The organism is Bradyrhizobium sp., assembly GCF_035273305.1.
Taxonomy (GTDB): domain Bacteria; phylum Pseudomonadota; class Alphaproteobacteria; order Rhizobiales; family Xanthobacteraceae; genus Bradyrhizobium.
Genome location: NZ_DATEPI010000342.1, coordinates 1 through 26,603, shown reverse-complemented (window position 1 = coordinate 26,603; position 26,603 = coordinate 1). Strand labels below are relative to the sequence as shown.

General features: G+C 60.5%; 25 protein-coding genes. 8 read left to right on the top strand and 17 right to left on the bottom strand.

Annotated elements, in window-relative coordinates:
• Positions 1-33 precede the first annotated feature (33 nt).
• Positions 34-300 (top strand): hypothetical protein, encoded by a 267-nt coding sequence (locus VJV58_RS22135; RefSeq protein ID WP_324139507.1) that lies wholly within the window; start codon positions 34-36, stop codon positions 298-300.
• A 2-nt stretch (positions 301-302) separates the two neighbouring features.
• Here VJV58_RS22135 and VJV58_RS22130 read toward each other — a convergent pair whose 3' ends face one another.
• A complete protein-coding gene (locus tag VJV58_RS22130; RefSeq protein WP_324139506.1) occupies positions 303-1,637 on the bottom strand; it encodes a dihydroorotase in 1,335 nt (444 codons plus the stop codon).
• A 196-nt stretch (positions 1,638-1,833) separates the two neighbouring features.
• Here VJV58_RS22130 and VJV58_RS22125 point away from each other — a divergent pair, with 196 nt between their 5' ends.
• The 4 genes from VJV58_RS22125 to VJV58_RS22110 all read left to right on the top strand — a co-directional run bounded on the left by VJV58_RS22125 (position 1,834) and on the right by VJV58_RS22110 (position 4,520).
• Positions 1,834-2,712 carry a folate-binding protein gene (locus VJV58_RS22125; protein ID WP_324139505.1) on the top strand — a complete coding sequence of 293 codons (879 nt, stop codon included), beginning with the start codon at positions 1,834-1,836 and terminating at the stop codon, positions 2,710-2,712.
• The gene (locus tag VJV58_RS22120; RefSeq protein WP_324139504.1) at positions 2,709-3,335 is read left to right on the top strand and encodes a DNA-3-methyladenine glycosylase I; all 627 of its coding nucleotides are present in this window, start codon (positions 2,709-2,711) and stop codon (positions 3,333-3,335) included. The genes VJV58_RS22125 and VJV58_RS22120 overlap by 4 nt, the downstream gene beginning before the upstream one ends.
• Positions 3,332-3,949, top strand: coding sequence for an HD family hydrolase (locus VJV58_RS22115; RefSeq protein WP_324139503.1), 618 nt, complete (start codon positions 3,332-3,334; stop codon positions 3,947-3,949). Before VJV58_RS22120 ends, VJV58_RS22115 begins: the two co-directional genes overlap by 4 nt.
• 64 nt (positions 3,950-4,013) lie before the next feature.
• Positions 4,014-4,520, top strand: a complete 507-nt coding sequence (locus VJV58_RS22110; protein ID WP_324139502.1) for a tyrosine phosphatase family protein — start codon at positions 4,014-4,016, stop codon at positions 4,518-4,520.
• Positions 4,521-4,530: 10 nt separating this feature from the next.
• Here VJV58_RS22110 and VJV58_RS22105 read toward each other — a convergent pair whose 3' ends face one another.
• The 7 genes from VJV58_RS22105 to VJV58_RS22075 form a co-directional block, all read right to left on the bottom strand.
• Entirely contained in the window at positions 4,531-6,504 is a 1,974-nt protein-coding gene (locus VJV58_RS22105; protein ID WP_324139501.1) for a methyl-accepting chemotaxis protein, read from the bottom strand.
• A 255-nt stretch (positions 6,505-6,759) separates the two neighbouring features.
• Entirely contained in the window at positions 6,760-7,362 is a 603-nt protein-coding gene (locus VJV58_RS22100; RefSeq protein ID WP_324139500.1) for a hypothetical protein, read from the bottom strand.
• Positions 7,363-7,472: 110 nt separating this feature from the next.
• Positions 7,473-8,459 (bottom strand): MDR family oxidoreductase, encoded by a 987-nt coding sequence (locus tag VJV58_RS22095; RefSeq protein ID WP_324139499.1) that lies wholly within the window; start codon positions 8,457-8,459, stop codon positions 7,473-7,475.
• 46 nt (positions 8,460-8,505) lie between these two features.
• Positions 8,506-9,753: an MFS transporter gene (locus VJV58_RS22090; RefSeq protein ID WP_324139498.1), complete on the bottom strand. Its 1,248-nt coding sequence runs from the start codon at positions 9,751-9,753 to the stop codon at positions 8,506-8,508.
• A 271-nt stretch (positions 9,754-10,024) separates the two neighbouring features.
• Entirely contained in the window at positions 10,025-11,449 is a 1,425-nt protein-coding gene (locus VJV58_RS22085) for a cell wall hydrolase (protein ID WP_324139497.1), read from the bottom strand.
• Between the two features lie 342 nt (positions 11,450-11,791).
• On the bottom strand, positions 11,792-14,644 hold the full coding sequence (ppdK, locus tag VJV58_RS22080; RefSeq protein ID WP_324139496.1) for a pyruvate, phosphate dikinase: 2,853 nt from the start codon (positions 14,642-14,644) through the stop codon (positions 11,792-11,794).
• A gap of 89 nt (positions 14,645-14,733) precedes the next feature.
• On the bottom strand, positions 14,734-14,889 hold the full coding sequence (locus tag VJV58_RS22075) for a DUF3096 domain-containing protein (protein WP_324139495.1): 156 nt from the start codon (positions 14,887-14,889) through the stop codon (positions 14,734-14,736).
• 239 nt (positions 14,890-15,128) lie between these two features.
• Here VJV58_RS22075 and VJV58_RS22070 point away from each other — a divergent pair, with 239 nt between their 5' ends.
• Positions 15,129-15,494: a DUF1236 domain-containing protein gene (locus VJV58_RS22070; RefSeq protein WP_324139494.1), complete on the top strand. Its 366-nt coding sequence runs from the start codon at positions 15,129-15,131 to the stop codon at positions 15,492-15,494.
• A 116-nt stretch (positions 15,495-15,610) separates the two neighbouring features.
• Here VJV58_RS22070 and glyS read toward each other — a convergent pair whose 3' ends face one another.
• The 4 genes from glyS to VJV58_RS22050 all read right to left on the bottom strand — a co-directional run bounded on the left by glyS (position 15,611) and on the right by VJV58_RS22050 (position 20,334).
• On the bottom strand, positions 15,611-17,719 hold the full coding sequence (gene glyS / locus VJV58_RS22065) for a glycine--tRNA ligase subunit beta (protein WP_324139493.1): 2,109 nt from the start codon (positions 17,717-17,719) through the stop codon (positions 15,611-15,613).
• A gap of 104 nt (positions 17,720-17,823) precedes the next feature.
• A complete protein-coding gene (locus VJV58_RS22060; RefSeq protein WP_324139492.1) occupies positions 17,824-18,774 on the bottom strand; it encodes a glycine--tRNA ligase subunit alpha in 951 nt (316 codons plus the stop codon).
• Between the two features lie 355 nt (positions 18,775-19,129).
• Positions 19,130-19,321 (bottom strand): hypothetical protein, encoded by a 192-nt coding sequence (locus tag VJV58_RS22055; RefSeq protein WP_324139529.1) that lies wholly within the window; start codon positions 19,319-19,321, stop codon positions 19,130-19,132.
• 110 nt (positions 19,322-19,431) lie between these two features.
• Positions 19,432-20,334 (bottom strand): S49 family peptidase, encoded by a 903-nt coding sequence (locus VJV58_RS22050; protein WP_324139491.1) that lies wholly within the window; start codon positions 20,332-20,334, stop codon positions 19,432-19,434.
• A gap of 56 nt (positions 20,335-20,390) precedes the next feature.
• Here VJV58_RS22050 and VJV58_RS22045 point away from each other — a divergent pair, with 56 nt between their 5' ends.
• Positions 20,391-20,543 (top strand): hypothetical protein, encoded by a 153-nt coding sequence (locus VJV58_RS22045; protein ID WP_324139490.1) that lies wholly within the window; start codon positions 20,391-20,393, stop codon positions 20,541-20,543.
• 39 nt (positions 20,544-20,582) lie between these two features.
• On the opposite strand, the gene VJV58_RS22040 is transcribed toward VJV58_RS22045, so the two are convergent.
• Both VJV58_RS22040 and VJV58_RS22035 read right to left on the bottom strand, forming a co-directional pair.
• The gene (locus tag VJV58_RS22040; protein WP_324139489.1) at positions 20,583-21,347 is read right to left on the bottom strand and encodes a tRNA1(Val) (adenine(37)-N6)-methyltransferase; all 765 of its coding nucleotides are present in this window, start codon (positions 21,345-21,347) and stop codon (positions 20,583-20,585) included.
• Entirely contained in the window at positions 21,340-21,567 is a 228-nt protein-coding gene (locus VJV58_RS22035; RefSeq protein ID WP_324139528.1) for a DUF2007 domain-containing protein, read from the bottom strand. The genes VJV58_RS22040 and VJV58_RS22035 overlap by 8 nt, the downstream gene beginning before the upstream one ends.
• Before the next feature lie 131 nt (positions 21,568-21,698).
• Between VJV58_RS22035 and VJV58_RS22030 the strand changes: the two genes are divergently transcribed.
• The gene (locus VJV58_RS22030; protein ID WP_324139488.1) at positions 21,699-22,709 is read left to right on the top strand and encodes a polyprenyl synthetase family protein; all 1,011 of its coding nucleotides are present in this window, start codon (positions 21,699-21,701) and stop codon (positions 22,707-22,709) included.
• Positions 22,710-22,744: 35 nt separating this feature from the next.
• Here VJV58_RS22030 and VJV58_RS22025 read toward each other — a convergent pair whose 3' ends face one another.
• The 3 genes from VJV58_RS22025 to VJV58_RS22015 form a co-directional block, all read right to left on the bottom strand.
• Positions 22,745-23,674, bottom strand: coding sequence for a 4-(cytidine 5'-diphospho)-2-C-methyl-D-erythritol kinase (locus tag VJV58_RS22025; RefSeq protein WP_324139487.1), 930 nt, complete (start codon positions 23,672-23,674; stop codon positions 22,745-22,747).
• A 119-nt stretch (positions 23,675-23,793) separates the two neighbouring features.
• A complete protein-coding gene (locus VJV58_RS22020) occupies positions 23,794-25,575 on the bottom strand; it encodes a tetratricopeptide repeat protein (protein WP_324139486.1) in 1,782 nt (593 codons plus the stop codon).
• Positions 25,576-25,818: 243 nt separating this feature from the next.
• The coding region (locus VJV58_RS22015; RefSeq protein WP_324139485.1) for an electron transfer flavoprotein-ubiquinone oxidoreductase at positions 25,819-26,603 on the bottom strand (785 nt) is incomplete at its 5' end.

Below are 26,603 nucleotides of genomic sequence, written 5' to 3'. Positions count from 1 at the left end.
CGCCCTGGACCGCGCATAGTGTTGTCGAGTTTCATGAGCGACCCAGCATTCTTCGCCGCCGCCCGCCCGCCGCTGCGCGATCATGAACAAAAACAGACGGCGCTCAGCTATCTGAACGAAGCGTGGGCGGAGGCGCGGCACGACGGCGTCGACGGTGACTGCCTCGCGCAGGCCAGCCTGTTTGCAGCGTTCGCCGAACTGGTCGGAACCTATGGCGAGGAAGCAGTGGCCAAATTCGTGGAAGGTCTTGCGGCGCGGGTTCGCAACGGCGAATTTTCAATCACGCTCGCCAAGCAATAATCTCACGGCCTCAACGTCTCAAGAAACCGCACCGGCTCGCCCGTCGAGGCTGTCTCCAGCCTGCCCTGCCACATGACGCGGCGGCCACGCACAAAAGTGCCGACCGGCCAGCCGGTGACACGCAGGCCATGATAGGGCGTCCAACCCGCACGTGAGGCTACCCATTCATTCGTAATCGTCTCCTTCCGTTTGAGATCGACCACCGTGAAGTCTGCGTCATAACCGGCCGCGATCCGGCCCTTGCAGGCGATGTTGAACAGCCGCGCCGGACCTGCGCTGGTGAGATCGACCAAACGAGCTAGCGATAATCGGCCGGCATTGACGTGATCCAGCATCAACGGCACCAGCGTTTGCACCCCGGTCATGCCTGATGGCGATGCCGGATAGGGTTTGGCCTTTTCTTCCAGCGTATGCGGCGCGTGATCGGAGCCGAGCACGTCGACGATGCCCTGCGTGATACCGTCCCAGATGCCATCGCGATGATCGGCGGATCGGACCGGTGGGTTCATCTGGGCGCGGGTGCCGAGCCGCTCGTAGCAGTCGGGTGCGACCAGGGTGAGGTGATGCGGCGTCGCCTCGCAGGACGCGACGTCCTTGTGGTCCCGCAAGAACTCGATTTCCTGTTTGCTCGAGATATGTAGCACGTGAATCCGTTTGCCGCTTTCACGGGCAAGCTTCACGAGGCGCTGTGTCGCAATTAGCGCCGCGGGCTCATCGCGCCACACCGGATGCGAACGCGGATCACCCTCTGCGCGCAGACCTTTCCGTTCGTTGAGACGGTACTCGTCCTCGGCGTGAAAAGCCGCGCGACGTCTGATCACCTGAAAAATCCGCCGCAGGCTGGGGTCGTCCTCCACCAACAACGCGCCGGTGGATGAGCCGATGAAAACCTTGACGCCTGCGCAGCCCGGGGAGCGCTCCAGCTCCGGCAAATCCTGCACATTTTCGCGAGTACCGCCGATGAAGAATGCGAAGTCGCAGTGCATGCGGTGGTGAGCGCGCTTCACTTTGGCGGTGAAATTATATTCCGTTACGGTCAGTGGATCCGTATTCGGCATTTCGAATACGGCGGTCACCCCGCCCATCACGGCGCTGCGCGAACCCGTCTCCAAATCCTCCTTGTGAGTCTGTCCAGGTTCGCGAAAATGCACCTGCGTGTCGATCACGCCGGGCAGGATGTGAAGACCGTTGCAGTCGATCACCTCGCCGGCAGAACGGGCCGCAAACGTGCCAATGGCGGCGATGCGGCCGTTGGAGACGGCGATATCGCGCACGCCCTCGCCATCCTGGTTGACGACGGTGCCGGACTTAAGAATCAGATCGAAGCTCTGGCTCATGATTCCTCGTGTTCGGTTTGCCCTCACGGCTGGAAGGCCGTTAGCCTACTCAAAGCAAAGAGTGTGAACTTCTGGCCATCGAAACGTGGCCGTTCGGTTCTCAGTACGGGCGAGGTGGTCGCATGCGCGTGCGGGTCTTGTCGTTTATGACTTGGCGGCTTACGTTCCGCTGCAACATGTCGCAAGAGATTTTTGCATGAAAGCAGCGTTCCTCCCCGACCGGGGCGTGGTCAAGGTTAGCGGCGAAGCTGCCCGCGAGTTTCTCAACGGCCTTGTGACAACTGATGTGATGCTGCTGCGGCCCGGTCTCGCCCGATTTGGGGCGTTGCTGACGCCGCAGGGCAAGATAGTTGTGGATTTTTTGCTCGCCGAGGCGCCTTCCGAAGGTGGCGGATTCCTGATCGATTGCCCGCGCGCATTGGCGCAGGCGCTGACTGACAAGCTAGGCTTCTACAAGTTGCGCGCCAAGGTCACGATCGAAAATCTCTCCGACAGCCTCGGCGTGCTCGCGGCATGGCACGGTGAACTCGCGACCAAGCCCGACCTGGCGTTCGCCGATCCGCGTCAGCCGGCGCTCGGCTGGCGAATTCTTGTAGCCGGGCCGCTCGCGCAAAAAGTCGCCGATCTGATCGGCGCCGAAATGGTCGACAGCGCAGCCTATGAGGCGCATCGCATCGCGTCGGGCGTTCCGCGCGGTGGTCTGGATTTCATTTACGGTGATGCCTTTCCACACGAAACCAACATGGACCGTCTGCATGGAGTCGACTTCGACAAGGGATGTTACGTCGGGCAGGAAGTTGTCTCGCGCATGCAGCACCGGGGCACCGCAAGGACGCGAACGGTTCGCGTGATCGTCGACGGCCCCTCCCCCGAACCGGGCGCAACGGTTCTTGCCGGCGACAAGGCTGTCGGCACGATGGGCTCGAGCGCGATCCCTCACGGGCTCGCACTGATGCGCACTGATCGTGTCGCAGATGCCCTGCAGGCCGGATTGCCTTTGACCTCAGGTGGCATTGCCATCCGGCTTGGCGACCCTGATGAGCTTCTGAGATCATCGAAGCAGACCGTGGCATGACCAGGTCCGCACGCCTACATGCCGATGGGCTCACGCGGTGTCCCTGGCCCGGTGACGACCCGTTCTACGTCGCCTATCACGACACCGAATGGGGAGTCCCGGAACATGATGATCGGGCGTTGTACGAGAAACTCATCCTCGACGGTTTTCAGGCCGGGCTTTCCTGGATCACCATTCTGCGAAAGCGGGAAAATTTCCGCCAGGCGTTTGATGATTTCCAGCCAGAGAAGATCGCGCGCTACAATGCAAAGAAGATTCACGCGCTGATGAACGATGCCGGGATAGTTCGCAACCGCGCCAAAATCGAGGGCGCAATCAATAGTGCCAAATCCTGGCTCAAGATCATGGAGGAGGGTCCCGGATTTTCGAAGTTGTTGTGGGATTTCGTGGACGGCAAGCCGAAGGTCAATCATTTCAAGACCACCGCGAGCGTGCCGGCATCCACTCCGCTCTCGATCAAGATTTCAAAGGAGCTGGCGGCGCGAGGATTCAAGTTCGTCGGGCCTACGATCGTATATGCCTTCATGCAGGCTACCGGCATGGTCAACGACCACCTGGTGACATGTTTCTGCCACGACGCTTGCGCCGGCAAGCATCGCGCGCCGCGCCTCAAACCAAAATGACGCTGAAAGCGCCGTTCGCAAAACAGATCTCCACCCGGGTCTGGCAACGGATGCTGTCGGGTCGGCGGCTTGATCTGCTGGATCCCTCGCCGCTGGATATCGAGATCGCGGATATCGCGCATGGGCTGGCGCGGGTCGCGCGCTGGAATGGTCAGACCAGCGGCGCGCACATCTTTTCGGTGGCGCAGCACACGTTACTGGTCGAGGCCGTCATGATCGAGCAGGTGCCGCGGATCGACGCCAAGGTGCGGCTGGCGGCGCTGCTGCATGATGCTCCGGAATATGTGATCGGTGACATGATTTCGCCCTTCAAAGCGGTCCTCGGCGGCGATTACAAGCAAGTCGAGAAGCGACTGCTCGCGGCGATCCACATCCGCTTCGGGCTGCCGCCGGTACTGATCTCGGATATCGAGCGCCGGATAAAAGATGCCGATCGGGGCGCGGCCTACCTCGAGGCAACCCAGCTTGCCGGTTTCGCGCAGGCCGAGGCGAAACGCCTGTTCGGCCGCGATCCAGGCCTGCCGCGGCCGATCCAAGAGGACTATCTCACGCCGTGGACGGCGGCCAAGGCCGAGAAGCGATTCCTGATGCGGTTCGAGACCTTGCACACGTAAATGCGCTCTCACGGAGCTTTCACTGCCCGTTACGGGGCTCTATAATTGGCAGAGAAGGAACCCAATGATTCACGTTTGCTCGCTCGCCGCGCTTCCGGATACCGTCAAGTCCACGGGCGCCAGCCACGTGCTCACAGTGATGGCCAATGTCGATCAGGTGCAGCGCCCGGTCTCGGTACTGCCTGCCAACCATCTCAAAGTGCAGATGGACGACATCACCGAGCAGATGGATGGATTTGTGGCGCCCTGCAATATGCATATCGAGCAGGTGCTGAACTTCGTACGTAGCTGGGACCGCAGCGCGCCCCTTGTCGTGCACTGCTATGCCGGTATCAGCCGCTCGACCGCGAGCGCGTTCGCCGCCGCCTGCCTGCTTAATCCGCACCGCGATGAAACCTCCATTGCGCGACAGATTCGCGCGGCCTCGCCGGTCGCCGCACCGAACCGCCTGATCGTCAGTCTCGCGGACGAGGCACTGGGCCGCGAAGGTCGGATGCTACGCGCGCTGGACGAGATGGGGCCGGGCAGCATGAACGTTGAGGGCCGGCCGTTTCGTATCGATCTCGAGTGAGCCGCGCGCTTCATGCGGCACGAACCGACTCCAGGAATTTACCGAGCTCGAGCTTGAGCCGGTTGCTCTCCACCGACAGTGATTGAGCCGAAGCCAGCACCTGCGAGGATGCAGAGCCGGTCTCGCTCGCCCCCCGCTGCACCTCGCCGATGTTGACGCTGACCCGCGAGGTTCCCTCCGCTGCCTGCTGCACGTTCCTGGAAATCTCGTGCGTTGCCGCGCCCTGCTCTTCTACCGCCGCGGCAATCGTCGAGGATATCTCGGACAGTTTTCCGATGGTGTCGCTGATTTCCTTGATCGCCCCGACCGACTGCTGGGTCGCGCTCTGGATGCCGGCGATCTGTTGGCCGATCTCGCCAGTAGCTTTGGCGGTCTGTTCCGCCAATGCTTTCACTTCGGAAGCAACTACCGCGAAGCCCCGACCGGCCTCTCCGGCGCGCGCCGCCTCGATCGTGGCGTTCAGAGCCAACAGATTGGTCTGTCCGGCGATTGTGCTGATCAGTTCGACCACGTCGCCAATGCGACTGGCCGCCTTCGAAAGTTCACCAATCCGATCGTTGGTCTCGTGCGCCTGAACGACGGCGTCATTGGCAATGCGCGCCGATTCCTGAACCTGGCGGCTGATTTCATTGACCGAGGAGCCCATTTCTTCCGTAGCGGATGCAACCGACTGCACATTGCTGGAGGCCTCCGCGGATGCAGCCGCGACGCTTGTGGTGACCTGCTGAGCCCGCTCTGCGGTTGAGGTAAGCGTCGCGGCGGACGCCTCAAGTTCAACCGAGGCGGCTGAAACGGTCTCCACGATCTCACCAACGGCGGATTCAAACGTGTCAGCGAGCTTGATCATGTCTTGCTTGCGCTGCCCAGCCGCGATCTGATCCTGCCGGAGCTTGGCTTCCGCTTCATCGCGCGCTCTTTGCTCCGCCGTAACCTTCAAGCTTTCGACAGCTTGGGCGATCTCACCGATTTCGTCGCTCCGACCAAGCCCGGGCAGCACAATCGAGAAATTGCCTTTTGCTAGATCGACCAAAGCTCGGCTCATCTGCGCCAACGGCCGGGAGACCGACCTGCCGATGAAAAAGCCGGCTGCCAGCACCAGCGTTGCAATTAGCAGAATGGCGACCGCCATCTGCCATTGAATCGTATCTCGCACCTCGATCCGCGATCGATCGGCGGCGACCCTCAGGGCGTTCACTTCGCTCGATATGGCTTCGATCACCGGCTCGATGGTCGCAAATGAGTCGGACATCGCCTTGGTGTCGTTCGACAGAGCCAGCGAGGTTTCCATCCAGGCAAGGAAGTCGCGTTGATAGTCCGCGAGCTTTTCCTTCAGTTCGGCCTTTGCGGGACTCGGAATGTCCGTGCTTCCGAGCGCGGTCACGAATTCGGACGCGCGCTTCTTCATTTCGTCGCCGTACTTTTGAGCATGCCGAAGCATGAAGTCCTTCTCGTGACGTCGCATCATGAGCATCGTCACCAGAAGTCCGGTCTCATGAAGTTGCTCGACCCTGGACTCCATTTCATGCACGGAAGTTCGCAGACGCCCTTCCAGGCCGGAATTCTCATCCAGCCCCAGTTTCTGCTTCTGCTGCACGATCGTCAGAAAATGTGCTTGATATTGCTTTAACGAGGCACTCACGGCCTCCACCTTGCGCGCCAGTTCCGGCTTCCCCGCCGCGGCGATTTTTTCGCGCAAGCGATCGATGTCGGATGCGACGGATTTGCCGATCTCAAGCTGCCTGTCGACCTTTTTGAGATCGCCGCGCAGGAGAAAATCCTTTTCCGCACGCCGGCTCTCGAGCACTTCGATCTCGATCTTGCGATTCAAATCGAAGATGTCTCGCGCGCCTTCGGATGCGTCGCGGTGTACAGCGGTGGCGGCCTCTCCGTACAAGTGAATGCCGCCGGTCAAAAGGACGCCGGCGAGCCCCACGATCCCGATGCCCGTAATCTTATGAACCAGCCGCAGCGAGAATATGCTCATTCATATGTCCTTCGCGGTCGCTGCGCTCGACCGATGTACCGCGCTTCAATCAATCGAGGAAATAGCCGAGCGTATCTAGCGTCGGGTTAACTGACGGACCGTAATAATACCAAGCATGGAATCCGCGACCGAACGGATCGGAGAGCGGGCGCCAGTGCCAGCGCCTGCAATCATCAAGCGCACGAGGACGCGAGCGGACGTTCACCGCAGGACTAATATGAAGGCAGTTATACGTGACCCGAACAGCGGAGACGGCTATTCGGTTGAGCGGCGAAGCTCCGGAGCGCCTTCGGCTTTCGAAGACTCGGATCGACTTTCAGAGCTAACGGGCGGGATGCTGCCAACGCTCTCGATCCGCGGAGTTTCGACGCGAGCGGTTATCTCCGTACGTGACGCGTCAGCCGATCGCGCGTGCTCCCGCGGATGCAATGATCGAGGCCGGGCCGCGGCGCGGGCCAGCAACATCTGCGCTGCTCCCTGATGGCGGAAATCGCAATAAGCGAAACCCATGCCGGAAACTGAACCACGGAAGCTGCGGTCGTCTCTCTTGTCGAGATTAAAGCATGGCTCGAAAGGAATGCCCTTGATCGAGGCGCACACCGCCTGGCCGCGGACCTGGAGCGTATTTCCCGGCAGCCGAAGGTGACGAACGGGACCTGAGCCGCTGAACTGCACCGCGCCGGCCGCGCCCATGTCATCGAGGATCCGGCCTGCGCCGCGGGTGCCATCGAAGCAGGTAAATGCGAATACCTTTCCGGCTACGAACTTGCGCGCCTCATCGGCATTCATCATTCCGGCCATCGCGGGCGCGATCACCGCACCGGCCGTGACCGCCCCCACCACGAAACGCGCAAGCATGCTGGACTCCCACTCTACTCAAGGCGGGCAACGCCTGGTCCCTTTACCCGCTGCTTACCATACGAACCGTGGCAACATTGGAGCAGCTTGGTTGGTAAAGTCTGAACGGGCTAGGGAATTTTTACCACGATCCTGCCCCGAACCTGCCCGGCCAGGATTTTGGGGCCGGCCCCAATCACCTGCTCAAGATCAATTTCGTGAGTGATTTCAGCCAGTCTTGCCGGGTCCAGATCAGTGGCCAGCCGCCGCCAAGCCGCTTTCCGCCGCTCGATAGGACACATTACCGAGTCGATGCCGAGAAGGCACACACCACGCAAAATGAACGGCGCCACCGACGAGGGTAGGTCCATGCCGCCAGCGAGACCACAGGCGGCGATTGCGCCGCCGTATTTCGTCATCGAGAGAAGGTTGGCAAGCGTGGTTGAGCCGACGCTGTCGATGCCCCCCGCCCACCGCTCCCGAGCCAGCGGCTTGGCAGGACCGGATAACTCATTGCGATCGATCACCTCAGCGGCGCCGATTTCCTTGAGGTAGGCCGCCTCGGACATGCGACCAGTCGACGCGATCACGTGATAGCCGAGCTTGGACAACACGGCCGTTGCGACCGACCCCACACCACCGGCCGCCCCGGTCACGACGATGGGCCCATGCTTCGGCGTCAGCCCGTGCGCTTCCAGCGCGAGCACCGCGAGCACCGCGGTATAACCGGCAGTGCCGATCGCCATCGCGTCGCGCGCCGACATCCCCTCCGGCAAACGCACCAACCAGTCGCCCTTAACGCGCGCTTTTTCGCCGTAAGCACCAAGATGCGTCTCACCCATGCCCCAGCCGTTGCAGATCACCTTGTCGCCGGCCTTCCATTGCGGATTTGACGATTGCTCGACCGTCCCTGAAAAATCAATGCCGGCGATCATCGGAAACCGCCGCACCACTGGCGCCCTGCCGGTGACCGCGAGACCATCCTTGTAATTCAATGTCGACCATTCAACCCGTACGGTGACGTCGCCCTCCATCAGTTCGGCTTCGTCGAATTGGGTGAGCGCGGCTGTCGTGCCTTTTTCCGCCTTGTCGATCCGGATGGCCTTGAACGTTCCCAACGTAGACTCCTGGCGCTTCTTGTTGGATTTGCCGACTGTGAACGGTCTAGGCGGGCTCTGCAACCGGGCGCGGCACCGGAGCTTCGACGATTGGCAAGTTGATCAGCGCCGAGAGGACGCCGAACGTGACCGAGAGCCACCAAATCGGCGTGTACGATCCGAATTGTTCGAACACGACCCCGCCGAGCCAAACGCCCAGGAACCCTCCCACCTGATGGCTGACAAATGCAAATCCATACAGCGTCGCGAACCAGCGCGTGCCGAACATCACCGCGACCAGCGCCGAAGTCGGAGGGACAGTCGAGAGCCAGGTCAGGCCGGTGATCGCCCCAAACATAATCGCGGAGAATGTCGTGATCGGCACCGAGATAAAGGTGACGATCGACACCGCCCGGACAAAATAAATTGTCGAAAGGATGTAGCGCTTTGGAACGTGATTTTGCAGCCAGCCGACACCCAATGAGCCCATAATGTTGAACAAACCAATAGCGGCGATCACCCAGCCGCCCGTTTGCGCCGATATACCGCGATCGGACAGATAAGCCGGCAAATGCACGGTGATAAATGCCAGTTGAAAGCCGCAGGTAAAGAAGCCCAGCACCAGCAGCACGTAAGAGCGATGGCCGAACGCTTCCGCCAGCGCGGTCTTGAACGACTGCTGGTCCGCAGCCGCCACTTCTTTCGTTGTGGCCGCCGGTGTAGCGAGGGCGAGCGACAGCGGGACGATCAGCAGCATCAGACCAGCGAATACCATCAGGGTCGTCTGCCAGCCGAAATTACCGATCAAGGCCACCCCGAATGGCGCGAACAGGAATTGGCCGAATGATCCGGCCGCGGTGCCTGCGCCGAGTGCCATTCCTCGTCGCTCCGGCGGCAGCAACTTGCTGAACGCCGAAAGGACCAGATTGAACGAGCAGCCTGACAGGCCGAACCCGATCAAGACGCCGGCCCCGAAATCCAGCGACAACGGCGTGGCTGCATAGCGCATCACCACAAGACCCGCGGCGTAAAGAATGGCGCCGACGCACATCACGCGAAAAACGCCAAAGCGATCAGCGATCGCGCCGGCCAACGGCTGGCCCAGTCCCCACAACAGATTTTGAATGGCGAGCGCCAGGCCAAAAATGTCGCGCCCCCAAGCAAACTCGCCGCTCATCGGCTGGATAAAGAAGCCTAGAGTTGAGCGAGGGCCGAAGCCCAACAGTCCGATCGCGCAACCGCAAATCATGATGACCAGCGGCGTCCGCCAGCTCGCGAGCGAGGGAAGCAGACGATCGCTTTGCATTCTGGCCATTCAAATTCCTCGGGTTCATGCGGATGATCGAAGCCGGACGCGCAAGGCACCAAGCCGAAAGCAGCTATGAGCGGGGGAAGTTAATGCAAGAGCATTGAAAACCCAACGGCGATCTACGCCTGCAATACAGCCTTGCAGCCGTGCGCGTCCGACTTTGAAGCTTTTTGTGGCCTGTAGCGAACTACCCGGCCCTGCTCTGCAGTTTGATTTCCACAATGAGGGGCAACAACGTGTGCCCTGGGCGCTCGAGCCGAGGCGAGGGTTGGGCGCGCTACCTGCGGATCGTCGTCCCGGACATCTCCGCCGAGCTATGGGCTTGCTCAGCCAGCTCTGCTGAAATTTCCGCCGTCTGCGCCGGCGTTCCCCAACTCGGCGCGTCGCTTCCGTCACCCCAGGCGCGCGGCCGATAGAAAGTGTGCACGCCGAACCGGTACGTCTTCCGCATTTCGCTAACCCAGGATGGGTGCACCCAATACGCGTGGTAGTGCGTCGACTTGGCGACTTCGGGCAGCCAAAGTTGACCGTCCAGCATCGCCTTTGCGATTTTTTTGGCGCGGTCCCACATGTCGGGTTCGCGCACGGTATCGGCGACGTTGTCGCAGGCGAAGGTGAATTGGCATGCATAGTGCCGGTGCTTGTTCTGGTAGACCACGCCGCATACGGTGTTCGGGTAGAAGCCGGAGAAGGTGCGGTTCATCACCACCTGTGCCACTGCGATCTGACCGCGCACGGCTTCGCCGCGGGCCTCGAAATAAACTGCTTCGGCTAGGCATTTCTCTGATTTAGCGCGTGCCTTGTCATCGAACAGGCCGAGGCGCTGGGCCGGGGTTTTGGCGCGCTGATTGTCAGAATTGACCTCTCCCTTGGCTGCAATGCTCTGAGCATTTTCAGTGGCGGTGGACGGATCCTCGCCAGAGGACGGTAGTGTTGCCATCGCTTTCATGTCCGGATCGGGCAACACGATCAGCGGTTCTTCGCCGGGCTGCCAACGTTCGATCCTTTCTGCAGCGGCACCGAGGGAGGAGCTGCCGAAAAACAGGCTCGCTGTTTTCACCGAGAAGCCGTCACGAGACGGCGCGGGCTCGAGCGGAGAAGCGTCGCGGCTCAGCTTCAAATCGTCAGCCGGCACGGAAGCGTCATATTGCGCAAGCGGCGGAGCGCTCAGAGCGGCCTGAAGTTCAGCATCGAGCGGTGCGTGCTCTAGCTGCGGTGATGAAGCCGCCGTCTTGGCGCCGGCCACTGAGGCATTGGATGTTGCCGGGTCCTCAATCGCGGGCGTGACACTGACGGGTGCCGGCATCTGCGGTGGCGGGACGACAAGGCGATCGCCTTTCACCGTCCGATCGACCTTCGGAAAGTCGGAGGCCTGATAGCGTAGTGGAGCCTTCACGAGCGGATTGCGAGTCACAGATGACGTAATATCGCTGCCTTGGCTGTCGAGGCTGGCCAGCAGCAGCCTTGGGGCGCGCGGGACCGAGGTCCCGATCGGACGGCCGAGGCTGTAGGTGGCTACCTGAATAGTGCTGGCGGCGGAGAAAACGCGCTTCTGCCAGCGCTCGGCTACGCCGGGCTGGCGCGCCAACAGCGACGCAATATCCTGGTATCCGATCTCTGTCGGGATCAATGCGAAGGCGCAAAGACCAAGACCGAAAGACGCGAAACGTGCGCCCTTCGGCCGGTTACGCAGTACTGACATCGATACGCTCACACAACGCCACACTCGATCGAACTCAGTGCATCCGTGCAATTCGATCTTTGTTGTTAATATCGAATTTAGGTTGCGAGGGAGTTAATCCGCGTTGCGCGCGAAATACACGCAAGCAATCGTTCGCATTGCTCTCGTCACATCAAAAAGCTTGGTAAACAGGTGCTCGTCGAGAGTGGTAAATATCCGGTCAACGAAAACGAGGAAGAAAATTTTGCGCGTTGATTGCGGTTCCAGTCGGGTAGAGCCTTGAAGAGTATTCGTTCTCGATGACGATCGCCGATCATCATCGCCCAACATGAACTCTTCTTCAGGATCTGCGCGGAGCCGAATTCACGCCTGACTGGCGACGGTCTTGCCAAGCGCGGCTTGAGCTGCGGCCAACCGCGCGATCGGAACGCGGTAGGGAGAACACGAAACGTAATCCAGCCCGATCCTGTGGCAGAACGCGACGGATGCCGGATCGCCGCCATGCTCACCGCAAATGCCGACCTTGATGTCAGGACGTGTCTTGCGTCCGCGCATCACGCCAATCTTCACCAGTTCGCCGACCCCGTCTGGATCGACCGAGATGAACGGATCGATCTCCAGAATGCCCTTGGCAATGTAGGTGCCAAGAAATCCGGCGGCATCGTCGCGGCTGATGCCATAGGTGGTCTGAGTCAGGTCGTTAGTGCCGAACGAAAAGAACTCGGCCGTTTTTGCGATGTCCCCGGCCATCAGGCAAGCGCGCGGCAATTCGATCATGGTACCGACCTGGTAGCTTAGTTTGGCGCCGGTCTCTTTCATCACCGAATTTGCGGTCGCGTCGATCCGTGCCTTGACCAGATCGAACTCCATCTTGGTCGCAATCAGCGGCACCATGACTTCGAGCCCCACCGCCTTGCCGGTGCGTTTGCCGGCTTCGACGGCGGCTTCGAAGATCGCGCGGGCCTGCATCTCCGCGATCTCCGGATAGGCGATAGCAAGGCGGCAGCCGCGGAACCCGAGCATGGGATTGAATTCCGCGAGGTCGCGGGCGCGGTCAGCGAGCCGGCGCGGATCGGTATTCATGGCTCGCGCGACTTCCTCGATCTCGGCCTGGGTATGCGGGAGAAATTCATGCAGCGGCGGATCGAGCAGCCGAATGGTGACCGGCAGCCCCTTCATGATCTCGAACAGCTCGACGAAATCGGCGCGCTGCATCGGCAACAGCTTGGATAGCGCAGCGCGGCGGGCCTGCTCGTCCTCCGCGAGGATCATCTCGCGCACCGTTCGGATTCGAGTTTCCTCGAAAAACATGTGCTCGGTGCGGCAAAGCCCAATGCCCTCGCCGCCAAACTTGATCGCGGTGCGCGCATCATCCGGCGTATCCGCGTTGACGCGAACGCCGAGTTTGCGGACCGAATCAGCCCACCCCATCAACGTGCCGAACTCGCCCGACAACTTAGGTTCGATCATCGGCATCCGTCCCGCAAGCACCTGACCAAGCGAGCCATCGATGGTGATGACGTCGCCGGTCTTGAACGTGCGCGACCCGATGCTCATGGTGCCCCGGCCATAATCGACCCGAATGCTGCCGCAGCCGGAGACGCAGGGCTTGCCCATGCCACGCGCGACCACAGCGGCGTGCGAGGTCATGCCGCCGCGCGTGGTGAGGATGCCTTCGGCGGCGTGCATGCCGTGAATGTCTTCGGGGCTGGTCTCGATTCGCACCAGGATGACCTTGCGCCCATCCGTCTGCAGTTTCGCCGCCTCGTCGGAGGAGAACACGATTTCGCCGGATGCAGCGCCGGGAGAGGCCGGCAAGCCTGTTGCGATGACATCGCGCTTGGCGGAGGGATCAATCGTCGGATGCAGCAATTGATCGAGCGATGCAGGGTCGATCCGCATCACCGCATCCTTCTTGGAGATAAGACCTTCAGTCGCGAGTTCGACGGCGATCCGCAACGCTGCCTTGGCGGTGCGCTTGCCGCTGCGGGTCTGCAGCATCCAGAGCTTCCCCTGCTCGACCGTGAACTCCATGTCCTGCATGTCGCGATAATGCTTCTCAAGCAGCGTGTAGATGCGCTTCAATTCCTGGAACGCCTCGGGCATGGCGGTTTCCATGGAAGGCTTGTCGGAGCCGGATTCCTTGCGCGCGTCTTCGGTGATGTCTTGCGGGGTGCGGATGCCCGCCACCACGTCTTCCCCTTGCGCGTTGATGAGGAATTCGCCGTACAGCTTGCTCTCGCCGGTGGATGGATTTCGGGTGAAGGCAACGCCGGTCGCCGAGGTCTCACCCATATTGCCGAACACCATCGCCTGAATGTTAACCGCGGTGCCCCACGACTCCGGAATGTCATGCAGCCGGCGGTAGGTCACCGCGCGCGAATTCATCCACGACGAAAAAACCGCACCGATTGCGCCCCACAACTGATCGTGCGGATCCTGCGGGAAATCCCTGCCCGTTTCGCGCGCGACCGCGTCCTTGTAACGTCCGACCAGATCTACCCAGTCGTCGCCGGTCAGGTCGGTGTCGAGCGTATATCCCTGACTGTCCTTGAAGGTATCCAGAATGTCCTCGAAATGCGAATGCTCGAAGCCGAGTACCACGTCCGAATACATCGTGATGAAGCGTCGATAGCTGTCATAAGCAAAACGACGGTCGCCCGACATCTCGGCCAACGCATCCACCGTGACATCGTTGAGGCCGAGGTTGAGGACAGTGTCCATCATTCCAGGCATCGAGGCGCGGCCGCCGGAGCGCACCGAGACCAGCAGCGGATTTTTCGAATCGCCGAATGCTTTGCCAGTCAGCCTGCCAACATGATCCAGCGCCTTTTCGACCTGTACCTTCAAATCCTTCGGATAGGATTTGTCATGCGCATAAAAATACGTGCAGACCGACGTCGGAATCGTGAAGCCGGGCGGCACCGGCAAACCGAGATTTGCCATCTCGGCGAGATTGGCGCCCTTGCCACCGAGTAAATCGCGCATTTCCGCTTTGCCTTCGGCTTTGCCATCGCCAAAGGTGAAGACCCATTTGCCGGATTTCGCAGTGGACTTCTCCGTCACGGATTTGCTGGCCGGCTTCGGCGCTGGCTTGGCGGTACTTTTCTTGAGCGCCTTGCGGGCAGAAGTCGAGGAAGCCGTTTTTGACTGGCTGGGCGTGGAGACCTTTGATTTCGCTGTAATTTTCTTGGTCTTTGCTACGGCTTTGGCCATGACTGCAAATCACCCGCAAGATGAAGGGAGGTTGCGCGCCTTACACCACTTTGGCGGGTTCCGCGCAAGCCGCAGGCCGGTTCGAAATGTTACAAGTGAAGCCATTTGAGAAGTCCCAGTCCGATCAATCCGACGCAAATCAGATAGATCGCAACCACCCAATTGAGCAGGCGCGGCATAATCAAGACGAGAATTCCTGCGATGAGCGCCACAATCGCTGGGACGTGGGCAGTCGTGATGGTCATGAAATTTCTCCGGTACGAAGTTTGTGGGAAATCGAATCGCGACTGACATTTTATCGTCCCCGCCGTTTGCACGATAGGAGACGCGCGGGGTTGCGCGCGGTTCCGACGTACATAAAAAATGCCGAAAATTGCCACGTATGAGGCCGCGCTTTTGCGGGAACGATGCTAGGCGCGATGCATTGGCTGGTCACGCACGCCGTCGTGCAGCGACGGCCAGTTATCGTCAAGGAGCAGGAAACATGCGTAGCAACATAGTAGCGGTTGCGGCGATCGCCGCCGCTATTGGCGCGCCGATAGCAGCACAAGCGCAGGGCGTCACAGTCACGACGGGCGCCGCTGGCGGTGGTCCGGTGGTGATAGGCGACGCTGAAGGGATCGCAATCGATCAACGGCCGGCGTTCCGCGAATACATTGTTCGCGAGCGCGTGCCTAACTACACGGTATCTGAACGCATAACGGTTGGAAGCGTGCTGCCGGAAGTCGGAGTGACGTATTACGACGTCCCGCAGACGTTTGGTGTCACGCCCTATCGCTACACCGTTGTGAACGGCCGTACTGTGTTGGTCGAACCTCGTTCCCGTCGAATCGTTCAGGTGGTCGAGTAAGTACAACTCCCGCCTGAGCGAACTTGTCCGGAGTAGCAAGCGTCCGGACAATCAGGCCTCGCCCAGTCTCCCCGCTGGGCGGGGCTTCGCTTTCGTCTGTAGCGCTCCTCGCCTTGTCAGTCCTGTATCTTGGAAAAATCGGCCACCGCCCTCGTCGCGGCCCGGATTTCATTGAGCAGTTTCAGGCGATTGTCGCGCACTTTCGGATCGTCGTCGTTGACCTTGACCATATCGAAGAAGGCATCCACGGCCGGCCGCAAGTTCGCCATTGCGCTCATCGCTCCGGCGAAATCCTCTCGGGCGACAGCGGTGCTCGCCTCCGCCTTCACCTGATCGATGGCTTTCGCAAGTGCCTTCTCTTCAACGAGCCTGTAAAGCGAAACAACCGGCGGGCCGTCATAGGCCTTGCCGTCCTTTTTCTCCTCGATACGCAGGATGTTCGCAGCACGCTTGGTGCCCGCCAGAAGATTCTTGCCATCTTCGGTATCGAGGAATCTGCCGAGCGCCTCGACGCGGCGGACCACCATCAAAAGATCATCCTGGCCCTCCAGCGCGAACACGGCGTCGACCAGATCGTAGCGCGCGCCCTGCTCTCGAAGCTGAACTTTCAGCCGGTCTGCGAAGAACGCGAGAAGGTCGATGCATTTCCGATCGATATCCATCGATCCTTGTGCGTTAGCAAACGCCGCTATGTGCCTGGTGGCCAACGGTATTAAATTGAGCCGGATTTTGTTTTCAAGGATCAGCCTGATGACGCCCAACGCCGCCCTGCGCAGCGCGTAGGGATCCTTTGATCCCGTCGGCTTTTCGTCGATCGCCCAGAAGCCCACCAAGGTATCGATCTTGTCGGCCAGCGCGACCGCAACAGAAATCGGATCAGTTGGCACCCGGTCGTTCGGCCCTTGCGGTTTGTAGTGCTCTTCGCTGGCCGCGGCGACGGAAGCATCCTCGCCCTCAGCCAACGCGTAGTATTTTCCCATCAAGCCTTGCAACTCCGGGAATTCACCCACGACTTCGGTGAGCAAATCGGCTTTCGCCAGATGCGCGGCCCGCTTGGCCTTGTCCACATTTGCGCCGACCAGCGGCGCGATCTGCGCGGCCAGTTGTCCGATCCGCTTGATGCGCTCGGCCTGGGTGCCAAGCTTCTCGTGGAAAACGATTCTGTCGAATTTCGGCAGCCGATCTTCGAGCTTTACCTTCAGGTCGCTCTCATAAAAGAACTTCGCGTCGGACAAACGCGCGCGAATCACGCGTTCATTGCCGGCGACGATCGCTTTGCCACCATCGGACGCGTCGATATTGGCGGTGAGGATGAATTTGTTCGTAAGCTTGGCGGTATTGGACTCGCTGACGACAAAACACTTCATGTTGTTTCTTATCGTTGCGCGGATCACCTCAGACGGAATCGACAGGAACTTCTGCTCGAACGAACCCATCGCGATCACAGGCCATTCGACCAGACCTGCGACCTCATCAAGCAGTCCGGGATCCTCGACCAGATCGTAGCCTTGCGCGAATGCCAACTGCCTGGCATCGGTCAGGATGGCGTCCTTGCGGCGTTCGGCGTCGAGCACGACCTTCGCTTCCAGCAGCTTCGCTTCATAATCCTCGAAGCGGCGCACCGAAATCGGCCCTGGCGCCATGAAGCGGTGGCCGAAGGTGGTTTGGCCGGCTGCGATGCCGTCGACGCTGAAATTGACGATATCAGGCTGCTCAGTCTCCAAGCCGAAACTGGCAACGATGGCGTGCAGTGGACGCACCCATTGCAGAGCGCCCGGTCTCGCCGACCGTTCGCCCCAGCGCATCGACTTCGGCCACGGAAAAGTCCTGATGATGACCGGCAGGATATCGGCGAGCACGTCAAGCGTAGCGCGGCCAGGCTTTTCGATCAGCGCCACGTAGAAATCGCCCTTCTTCGGATCGCGCTGGATAGCGGCCTGATCAAGCGAGGCAAGTCCGGTCGCCTTGAGAAAACCCGCGATCGCCGCATCAGGCCCACCGATGCGGGGTCCTTTGCGTTCTTCCTTCAGATCGGGCTGCCGGGCCGGAATGCCGTGCACGGTGAGCGCCAGCCGGCGCGGGGTCGCGAAAGCCTTTGCCCCTTCATACACCAGGCCTTCGGCTACCAGCCTGTCGGTGACCATGCGGCGCAGATCGTCGGCTGCCTTTGCCTGCATCCGCGCCGGAATTTCTTCCGAGAAAAGTTCAAGAAGGAGATCAGGCATTTAAATGCGCTCCTTGCGAGAATGGATGCGCCCTCCACTCCTCCGCCGCAAGCGATGGAAGGGGAGCAGGTTTGTGCCTGCAAAAATCCAGTTCAAGATCAGCTTCACGAGAGGCTGTCCGCAGCCGCCCCGCCCGCCTCGGTATGCACCCAGGCTTCGCCGCAGGCTTTCGCAAGTTCGCGGACGCGCATGATGTAGCTTTGCCGCTCCGTCACCGAGATTACGCCGCGCGCATCGAGCAGGTTGAAGACGTGGCTTGCCTTGATGCATTGATCATAGGCCGGCAGCGCCATCAGGTGCTCTTTGCGATTGCTGCCGCCCTTCCAGCCCGCCTCAAGATATTTCTTGCAGGCCTCCTCGGCCATGGCGAATTGCTTGAACAGCATGTCGGCATCTGAATATTCGAAATTGTGCCGCGAGTATTCCTGCTCCGCCTGCAGGAAGACATCGCCATAACTCACGCGTTCGGCGCCGTTGCGGCCGTTGAAATTAAGATCGTAGACCCGATCGACGCCCTGCACATACATCGCGAGCCGCTCGAGCCCGTAGGTGAGTTCGCCCGCGACCGGCGCGCATTCAACACCTGCGACCTGCTGAAAATACGTGAACTGTGAGACCTCCATGCCATCGCACCAGCACTCCCAGCCCAATCCCCAGGCGCCAAGCGTCGGGCTTTCCCAATCGTCTTCGACAAAGCGAATGTCATGCAGATGCGAGTCAACGCCGATTGCGCCGAGCGATTTCAGATAGAGTTCCTGAATGTCCGTCGGCGACGGCTTCAAGATCACCTGAAATTGGTAGTAGTGCTGCAGGCGGTTCGGGTTTTCCCCGTATCGTCCATCCTTCGGGCGGCGCGATGGCTGAACATAGGCGGCATTCCAGCGTTTCGGACCAAGCGCGCGCAAGGTGGTAGCGGGGTGAAAGGTTCCTGCGCCAACTTCCATATCGTAGGGCTGCAGGATCACGCAGCCGTAATCCGCCCAGTAGCGCTGCAGCGCCAGGATCAGTCCCTGGAACGAATGTTCCGGTCGCATGTGTGCGGGCAAGGAATCCATTCGGAAGTCGTGTACTCGCTGGTTGATTAGGCGCGCGGACCGTATCGGCGGAGGGAACTGGAATCAAGGCGATCGCTAGCAGGATTTGCGGCGAAAAGGCCGCCGCGCGGCAGGATTGCACGGCACCCCAATAATGCGTCGCCCGGATGAAGTCGCAATCGGCCGCTATCGAATGACGGATGTCTCTGACTTGAACTCTCAGCTCTCCCGTTCGTGATCACTCTCGATTGGATTGTGAGTAACGAGAGTTCGAGCGCTCGCTAAAACGGAATCGACTCCAAGCTTGCTCGCCGGCCCTCTGGGGTAATGCCCTACCCCGAGGCCGGCCCGAGTGTTCAGCGATGAGATCCAAAAATCAGTCTGGCCGGTACGCACCGGTGCTCGGATCGCGCCGCAATGTCGGGATATCGCCGGCCCGCGCTGCTTCCGCGCTTCGTGCCAGACGCGCTTCTTCCAATTCCTGGTTCACCCGCAGCGCTGTGCGGTAGGCCCAGCGGACCACGGCCAGTCCACCCAAAGCTCCCGCAAACGCGATCAGCGGCGGCATCGGTCGATCCCTGTCGTTCATTCGTCGCGCCCCCGAACCATTCTCGCGCAAGCCGGGCAAAGGTGCAATCGCCATCTCGGGGCCAAATGGCGCGGGTCGTCCCACCTCCGTCAAAATCCGAATTTGGCCCAAATCGCCCTGCTCTCCAGCGCGGAAATCAATTCGTCGGGCCACGCGGCGATGCCGTCCAGCGAGGCGATCGTGCCTGCGCCGGCCGATTTGCGGCCGAGGAGGCTGGACAACAAGCCTGTCGGCGGCGCGACCACCGGTGTCAGTACCTTGTCGCCATATCGTGAGCGCAGCGTCGAACGCAGGTCACCAATCGCATCTGCCAGGCCGAGCGAAACGGACGTTTCTCCCGCCCAATATTCACCGGTGAACAGAACCTCGTCGGCGCCTTTCAGGCGAGTGCCCCGGCTTTGTTTCACGAGCGCAATGAAGATGGCGTGGATTTCGCGCTGAAGGGCCTTCACACGCGCCACGTCGTCGGGATCCTCCGGCAAGAACGGATCCAGCATCGCCTTGTGCTCGCCTGCCGTATAGAGCCGCCGCTCGACTCCGATCTTCCTGATCAGTTCCTGGAATCCGAAGGAGCCGCCGACCACACCGATCGAGCCCATGATCGAGGAGGGATCACAAAAGATCTCATCACCCGCGCAGGCGATCATGTATCCGCCGGATGCCGCGACATCCTCGACGAATACCAGCACCGGCAGTTTCTTTTCCGCCGCCAATTGTCGAATCCGCGTATAAATCTGGCGCGACTGCACTGGCGAACCGCCCGGCGAATTGATCACCAGCGCCACGGCCTTGGCCTGCTTCATGCCAAATGCGCGTTCCAGCGTCCTCGCCACGCCGGCCAGCGTCATGCCAGGCCTTAGCGGCGTCACCGACCCGATCACCCCGGATAGCCGGACCACAGGGACGACTGCCGTTCCCGGCTGCAAGCGTGCAGGAATCCATTCCATCAGCTTGTCGCGCCATCGGCGGCGATCGCCGGTTTGCTCGCTCATCCCGTTACCTCAACATTAAACATTTTTTATCTCACGAGTGTCATGAACCGACTGGAATGCGTTTTGCATTGCGTCCGGTGTGGGGCTGCGATGATGCAGCGGAGAAAGACATGAAAATCTATCTGCTGATGGTGCTATTCGGTACTCTCTTGGCCGCCATTCACTTCACTTCAGCGCAAGAACGCAGATCGAAATCGCTGCAGCAGTAGACATCTCTGCACAAAGCTTGAGCCATCGGCTCCGATGCTTCAGGGATTCGCCGGCGTAAGTGCTCTCCTCCCGGCCAGAATCTCCTGGACCTGTTTATTGGGCAGGGCTGACTCATCATTGAGCATCAGCCCAGCGTGGATTTGCGTGGCCGCCCTTCCCCCCTTGATTGCGCGGATCAGCACGCGAATGGCGGGAGTTGCCCGATCGCCATGGACCGGCAAGATTTCGAGGCTGCCGAAGCCGCGCTCAAGCGCCACCAGCACCTGCGCCAATCCATCGGCGCGCCAGATCAAGCTCAGAACGCCACCGGATTTCAGAATTCGCCTGCCCGCGCGAACCCAGCTCTCCAAGGTCGCATCGCCGGCCATATGCGCGAGCTCGCGGGCTTTATCCGGTGAGGCGCGGTGCCGCGTGGAATCATTGAACGGCGGATTCATCAGCACGACATCGACACTGTCCGGGGACAGACCCGCGCTAGCGAAGGCGCCGGGTTCGGAAGTGACATCCAGCACGACAACATCCGCGGCAACGGCATTCGCAGCCGCGTTACCGCGGGCAAGCGCTGCAAGCGCGGGATCGATCTCAACGAGCACAAGCGCTATTCCGCCAACCCGCGTGGCGAGCGCCAGACCGGCAGCCCCGATGCCCGCGCCAAAATCGACAACGCGGTCGCCTGCACGGGCCGGGGTCGCGGCTGCCAACAGCATCGCATCGTGGCCGGCGCGATGCCCCGACTTTGGTTGCCGCAGCCGCAATTTACCGCCGAGAAACGCGTCATGCGTGAATTGGCCGGGATCAATCATCGGCTCGCAATTCGTGGGCGAGACCCGCGTCGACAAGAATTTGGCGCGCCTCCCGGTTGTCATCCTCATGGACCAGAATCCGCCGCGGCAGCACGCCGAGCGAGCCCTCGATAATGCTCATATTCTGGTCCAGCACTAAATGATGGATGTTCGCGCCATCGAGCAGCGCGCCGACGGCGGAAACCAACACTATGTCATTGGTCCGAACCAATTCTCGCAATTTCGGCTCTCCTTTCGGCCTGTTAGTCGCTGCAGCCATCCTGTCAACCGGATCGTGCCCTTGCCGCGTTCCCCGGCTCTTTCTATTGTCATAACAAGCATAGTGCGAACTGGGCAAAAGTGGAGACCAGCGTGGCGGTTATTGTACCCTTCGAGAGCCCGGCTGGCGCCTCAATTGATCAGCTGGTCGCGTTGGTGGCTGCCGATATGGAACGCGTCAACGCCACCATCCTGTCGCGAACCGGCTCTGAGGTCACGATGATCCCCGAGGTTGCCAACCACCTGATCTCGTCAGGGGGAAAGCGGTTGCGGCCGATGCTGACGCTCGCCATGGCCGGTCTCGCCGGGTATTCCGGCGAGGGCCACATCAAGCTCGCCGCCTCGGTCGAGTTCATGCATACCGCGACTTTGTTGCATGACGACGTGGTCGACGAAAGCGAGCTGCGGCGAGGCAAACTGTCCGCGCGCATGGTTTGGGGCAACGAAGCCAGCGTTCTCGTCGGCGATTTCCTGCTCGGCCAGGCTTTCCGCATGATGGTTGAGGTCGGGTCACTGCGGGCGCTTGACATTCTCTCCGCTGCCGCAGCGACGATCGCCGAAGGCGAAGTCATGCAACTCGCGGCGGCGAAGAATACCGCGACCACGGAAGACGAATATCTTGCGGTCATCCGCGGCAAGACTGCGGAGCTATTTGCCGCGGCGTGCGAGGTCGGCCCGGTGATCGCTAATCGGCCCAAGGCCGAGCAGACCGCGTGCCGCTCCGTTGGCATGAATTTGGGGATCGCATTCCAGTTGGTGGATGACGTACTCGACTATGGCGGCAAGGCCGCAAAGCTTGGCAAGAACGTCGGGGACGATTTCCGCGAGGGCAAGATCACGCTTCCGGTGGTGCTGGCTTTCCGGCGCGGCAATGCCGGCGAACGCGCATTCTGGATCAAGGCGCTGGAGCAAGGCGAAATCCGCGATGGCGATCTCGATCACGCCATCGGGCTGATGACCAAGCACCGCGCGCTCGAGGATACGATCAACCGGGCCCAGCATTACGGAGCTATGGCGGTTGATGCATTGGCGCTGTTTCCGGCCTCGCCGATGAAGAGCGCGCTTGAGCAGGTTGTAGCGTTCTGCCTGGCAAGATCGTATTGACCTGCTGAGCATTGGCCAGCTTTGGCTACTTGATCTTAGCTCAGCGTCCCCGCATGCACCCACCATTCGGGATGATCCAGCTGAATTTTCTGCGATGCGCGGAGCGCATCGGCGCTGTTTTCAAATAGCGCAAAGCAGGTCGCGCCCGATCCCGACATCCGCGCCAGAGCCGCTCCGTAAGCCTTCCTGAGGGACGATAAGACCTCGCTCACAACTGGCTGAATGCGGACCGCCGGCGCCTCGAGATCATTGCGGCCAATGGCGAGCGTTTCGAGCCAGTCGCGGATCGATGTGCCGCCTTCCGGCCATTCGGCCGCCTCGATCATCACATCCGCCGCACCGACAAGCAATTCGCCATTTCGCAAACCCAGCTCTTGAAAGACATCCTTGGTGGACACGGCGACGCGCGGATTGACCATCACGCACGGCAGGTTCGGGACAGCAACCGGCATCAGTGTCTCGCCGATCCCTGTCATGACGCAGGCGCGCGATGCCAGGCAAACCGGCACATCGGCACCCGTCATTTCCGCCGCCTCGATGATGCGGGCGTCGTCGATCGGGAGGCCATTCGCCCGTGCCAATACCCGCAACGCCGCCGCTGCGTCCGCGGAGCCGCCGCCAATCCCGGCCGCCACCGGCAGAACCTTTTCCAGAGTAAATTCGCCGAACTGCAGGTTCGGCACGCGTTCGCCGAGCACCCGGGCAGCCTTCAACACCAGATTATCAGCGGTGTCGCCGCAGGACTGCGCCAAAGGCCCGACCGTATTGAGATGCAGTGGCGCGCCAGGCACCATTGTAAGCCGGTCGGCGCAATCGGCAAACGCGACCAGACTCTCAATTTCGTGATAGCCGTCCGTACGCCGCCCCACTACCCGAAGCGTCAAGTTGACCTTGGCACGTCCGGTCTCAATCAGCGGTGGTTCGGTGAATATGACATCCGCTTGGGTGTTTTCACGGCTAATCATGGCGAGGTGTCAAATCCATTAATCCGCAGGAAACGCAATTGCCCACGGTAAACTGCTCCACCCGCAAGTGAGCCGGCCAGAACAGGCGCAATGTTAGCACGGACGAAGCAGCGATAGGATCAGCCGCCCTTGCCATCTTCCTTTTTCTTGTCCGCCGAAGCCGCCGAGGAGGTGTCGTCGGGCAGCCCGTTCTGGATCTTGGCCTCGATCTTGGGCAACTCTTCCGGCTCCGGCTTCAGGTCGCGCGCATGCGCCCATTGGAATTTGGCTTCGAGCGTGCGGCCAGTACGCCAATAGGCGTCGCCAAGGTGGTCGTTGATGGTCGGATCCTCAGGCTTGAGATCAATGGCGCGCTCCAGGTTCTTTACCGCGTCCTCGTAATTGCCGATCCGGTAATAGGCCCAGCCCAGCGAGTCCACGATATAGCCGTCGTCCGGGCGCTGATCCACGGCCCGCTTGATCATCTTCATGCCTTCATCAAGATTGATGCCCTGATCGATCCAGGAATAGCCAAGATAGTTCAGGACGTGAGGCTGTTCGGGCTGCAGTTGAAGCGCCTTGCGCATATCGGCTTCCGCCTTGTTCCACTGCTTTGAGCGCTCCTCGCAGATGCCGCGGTAATAATAGTAAACCCAATTATTTTTCTCGTTGGCATCCGGCAAGGCCGCGATGCCTTGGGAGTAGGTTTCCGCGCAATCGGCAAATTTCTTGCGGCCCCGCTCGATATTGCCGAGCGCCATGATTGCCTCAATATCCTTCGGATCCTCAGCTTTAACGCCCTTGAGGATTTTGATGGCCTCCTCGCTGCGGTCCGCGGCATCGAGATTGGTCGCTAGCTGAATTTGCGCGTTGCGCTTGAGGACCGAATTGGCCGGCATCCGCTCGTACACCTTGATGGCCATCGCCGGTTTCTTCACCGACTCGTAAAGATCGGCAAGTGACAACAGCGCCAACGGATGATTGGGCGCGAGATACAGTGAAAGCTGCAGATATACCAACGCGAGATCCTCGCCGCCCCGCCGTGTCAGCGTCGCGCCGATGCCATAGAGCGCCTCGGCGGCGCCGCTTTGCGGCGAATCGACTAGCGGCGACATCTTCTTGCCGGCCTTGGTCTGGCGCAAAGCTTCCTGCACCAGCGGATGGCGCGGGAGTTTCTTTTCAAAAGCCCGATAGATCGCAGTCGCCGCCGCATCGTCCTTGTTGCGCGTCAACCAGCGGGCATAATCGTCCGCGACGCGCAGCATGGAATCGTCGAGCTTGTAGGCTCGCTCCAGACGCACGCCTGCTTCCTTTTCCTTGCCCGCGAGCTCGAGGATCATGCCGGAATGCAGGTCCTTGAAGATCGGATACCACTCCGGGCCGGTGAGTTTGTCGATATTGGCTACCGCCGCTTTGGTATCGCCGGCGCCATAACTGGCCCAGCCGGAGAGAAGCGTCGCCACAAGGTCGGTGATCGGTCCCCGAACCGATTGATTGATGTTCGATTGCGCGGCCGAGTATTTCTTCATCTTCAGATCGCGCACGCCAACCACGAGACGGGCAACGCGATTGGACTTGTCGATTGTCAGAATCCGATCGGCAAGCTTAACGGCCTCATCGATGTCGCCGTCCGCGAGCGACGAAATGAAGGCACGATCCAATAGCTCATTGTTCTTGGGATCGATTCGAAGCGCCGAGCGGTAGAACGCTGCTGCCGAAGCCGAGTCCCGTTCCACGCTGGCGTGGCGGGCGGCAAGATAGCTGCCCGACATGGTCATCGCTTTCAGGTCATGCGGCGTCGGAAAATGCGCCGAGTTGTCGGCGGGATGATCCGGCGTCTGCGCCAAAAGCGAACCCGGCAATGCCAGCAGCGAGAACGCGAATGCGGCAACGGCCGAGCGATTGAATCGAATGAAAAGCATCACGGTTCGCCCTAAGCTCCAGGATTTCACGGCAAGATCTTGCGATCATTCTCGAATGCGAACCCAGCCGACATGATCAAGCGTGTGACAATGCCGCGTTTGGAGTCCGACCGCAAGGATGTGGGGGTGGCCAATCGATCGATGGAAACGCAGGGATGGTCGCCCCTTGCCTGAAAACGCTTTCAGTGTGGCCGTATCGTGGCCGGGATCGCTGGCTGGCGGGAGCGGCTCACGCAATCGTGGTTACATGGCTTCGTAGTTGGGTCCACCACCGCCCTCCGGCGGAACCCAAGTGATGTTGCCATTCGGGTCCTTTACGTCACAGGTTTTGCAGTGAACGCAGTTCTGAGCATTGATCACAAAACGTGGTGCGCTCGCCTCTTCAACCCATTCATAAACAGCGGCAGGGCAATACCGATAAGACGGTCCGGCGTAGACGTCATATTCCGAGGTCTTCTGCAGGTTCATGTCGGCGACCTTCAGATGCACCGGCTGGTCTTCTTCGTGATTGGTATTGGAAAGGAACACTGAGGACAGCCGATCGAAGGTTAGTTTGCCGTCCGGCTTCGGGGCTGAAATTGGCACATGTTCTTTCGCCGGATCCAGCGTCTTCCGGTCGGGCTTGGCATGCGACTGGGTCCCGAACAGCGAGAAACCGAACGTGTTGCACCACATGTCGATCCCGCCAAGAGCCACACCAATGACCGTGCCGAACTTAGACCACAACGGTTTGACGTTACGAACGGGGTAGAGGTCCTTCCCGACCCGAGAGTCGCGCCAGGCGTTCTCGTACCCGACCAGTTCATCATTGGCGCGGCCGGCGCCGAGCGCGGCGTTAACATGTTCGACCGCCAACATCGCGCTGCCGATCGCGTTGTGGACGCCCTTGATGCGCGGCACGTTCACAAAACCTGCCGCGCAGCCGATCAGCGCGCCGCCGGCAAAGGCCAGGCGCGGGACCGATTGATATCCCCCTTCGGTGATGGCCCGCGCACCATAGGCCAGCCGCTTGCCGCCCTCGAGTAGGT

What these genes read in the sequence shown, in the direction of transcription:
- VJV58_RS22135 (WP_324139507.1), top strand. Translation starts at nt 34, where the DNA reads ATGAGCGACCCAGCATTCTTCGCCGCCGCCCGCCCGCCGCTGCGCGAT.
- VJV58_RS22130 (WP_324139506.1), bottom strand. Translation starts at nt 1,637, where the DNA reads ATGAGCCAGAGCTTCGATCTGATTCTTAAGTCCGGCACCGTCGTCAAC.
- VJV58_RS22125 (WP_324139505.1), top strand. Translation starts at nt 1,834, where the DNA reads ATGAAAGCAGCGTTCCTCCCCGACCGGGGCGTGGTCAAGGTTAGCGGC.
- VJV58_RS22120 (WP_324139504.1), top strand. Translation starts at nt 2,709, where the DNA reads ATGACCAGGTCCGCACGCCTACATGCCGATGGGCTCACGCGGTGTCCC.
- VJV58_RS22115 (WP_324139503.1), top strand. Translation starts at nt 3,332, where the DNA reads ATGACGCTGAAAGCGCCGTTCGCAAAACAGATCTCCACCCGGGTCTGG.
- VJV58_RS22110 (WP_324139502.1), top strand. Translation starts at nt 4,014, where the DNA reads ATGATTCACGTTTGCTCGCTCGCCGCGCTTCCGGATACCGTCAAGTCC.
- VJV58_RS22105 (WP_324139501.1), bottom strand. Translation starts at nt 6,504, where the DNA reads ATGAGCATATTCTCGCTGCGGCTGGTTCATAAGATTACGGGCATCGGG.
- VJV58_RS22100 (WP_324139500.1), bottom strand. Translation starts at nt 7,362, where the DNA reads ATGCTTGCGCGTTTCGTGGTGGGGGCGGTCACGGCCGGTGCGGTGATC.
- VJV58_RS22090 (WP_324139498.1), bottom strand. Translation starts at nt 9,753, where the DNA reads ATGGCCAGAATGCAAAGCGATCGTCTGCTTCCCTCGCTCGCGAGCTGG.
- VJV58_RS22085 (WP_324139497.1), bottom strand. Translation starts at nt 11,449, where the DNA reads ATGTCAGTACTGCGTAACCGGCCGAAGGGCGCACGTTTCGCGTCTTTC.
- ppdK (WP_324139496.1), bottom strand. Translation starts at nt 14,644, where the DNA reads ATGGCCAAAGCCGTAGCAAAGACCAAGAAAATTACAGCGAAATCAAAG.
- VJV58_RS22075 (WP_324139495.1), bottom strand. Translation starts at nt 14,889, where the DNA reads ATGACCATCACGACTGCCCACGTCCCAGCGATTGTGGCGCTCATCGCA.
- VJV58_RS22070 (WP_324139494.1), top strand. Translation starts at nt 15,129, where the DNA reads ATGCGTAGCAACATAGTAGCGGTTGCGGCGATCGCCGCCGCTATTGGC.
- glyS (WP_324139493.1), bottom strand. Translation starts at nt 17,719, where the DNA reads ATGCCTGATCTCCTTCTTGAACTTTTCTCGGAAGAAATTCCGGCGCGG.
- VJV58_RS22060 (WP_324139492.1), bottom strand. Translation starts at nt 18,774, where the DNA reads ATGGATTCCTTGCCCGCACACATGCGACCGGAACATTCGTTCCAGGGA.
- VJV58_RS22055 (WP_324139529.1), bottom strand. Translation starts at nt 19,321, where the DNA reads ATGCCGCCGCTGATCGCGTTTGCGGGAGCTTTGGGTGGACTGGCCGTG.
- VJV58_RS22050 (WP_324139491.1), bottom strand. Translation starts at nt 20,334, where the DNA reads ATGAGCGAGCAAACCGGCGATCGCCGCCGATGGCGCGACAAGCTGATG.
- VJV58_RS22045 (WP_324139490.1), top strand. Translation starts at nt 20,391, where the DNA reads ATGCGTTTTGCATTGCGTCCGGTGTGGGGCTGCGATGATGCAGCGGAG.
- VJV58_RS22040 (WP_324139489.1), bottom strand. Translation starts at nt 21,347, where the DNA reads ATGATTGATCCCGGCCAATTCACGCATGACGCGTTTCTCGGCGGTAAA.
- VJV58_RS22025 (WP_324139487.1), bottom strand. Translation starts at nt 23,674, where the DNA reads ATGATTAGCCGTGAAAACACCCAAGCGGATGTCATATTCACCGAACCA.
- VJV58_RS22020 (WP_324139486.1), bottom strand. Translation starts at nt 25,575, where the DNA reads ATGCTTTTCATTCGATTCAATCGCTCGGCCGTTGCCGCATTCGCGTTC.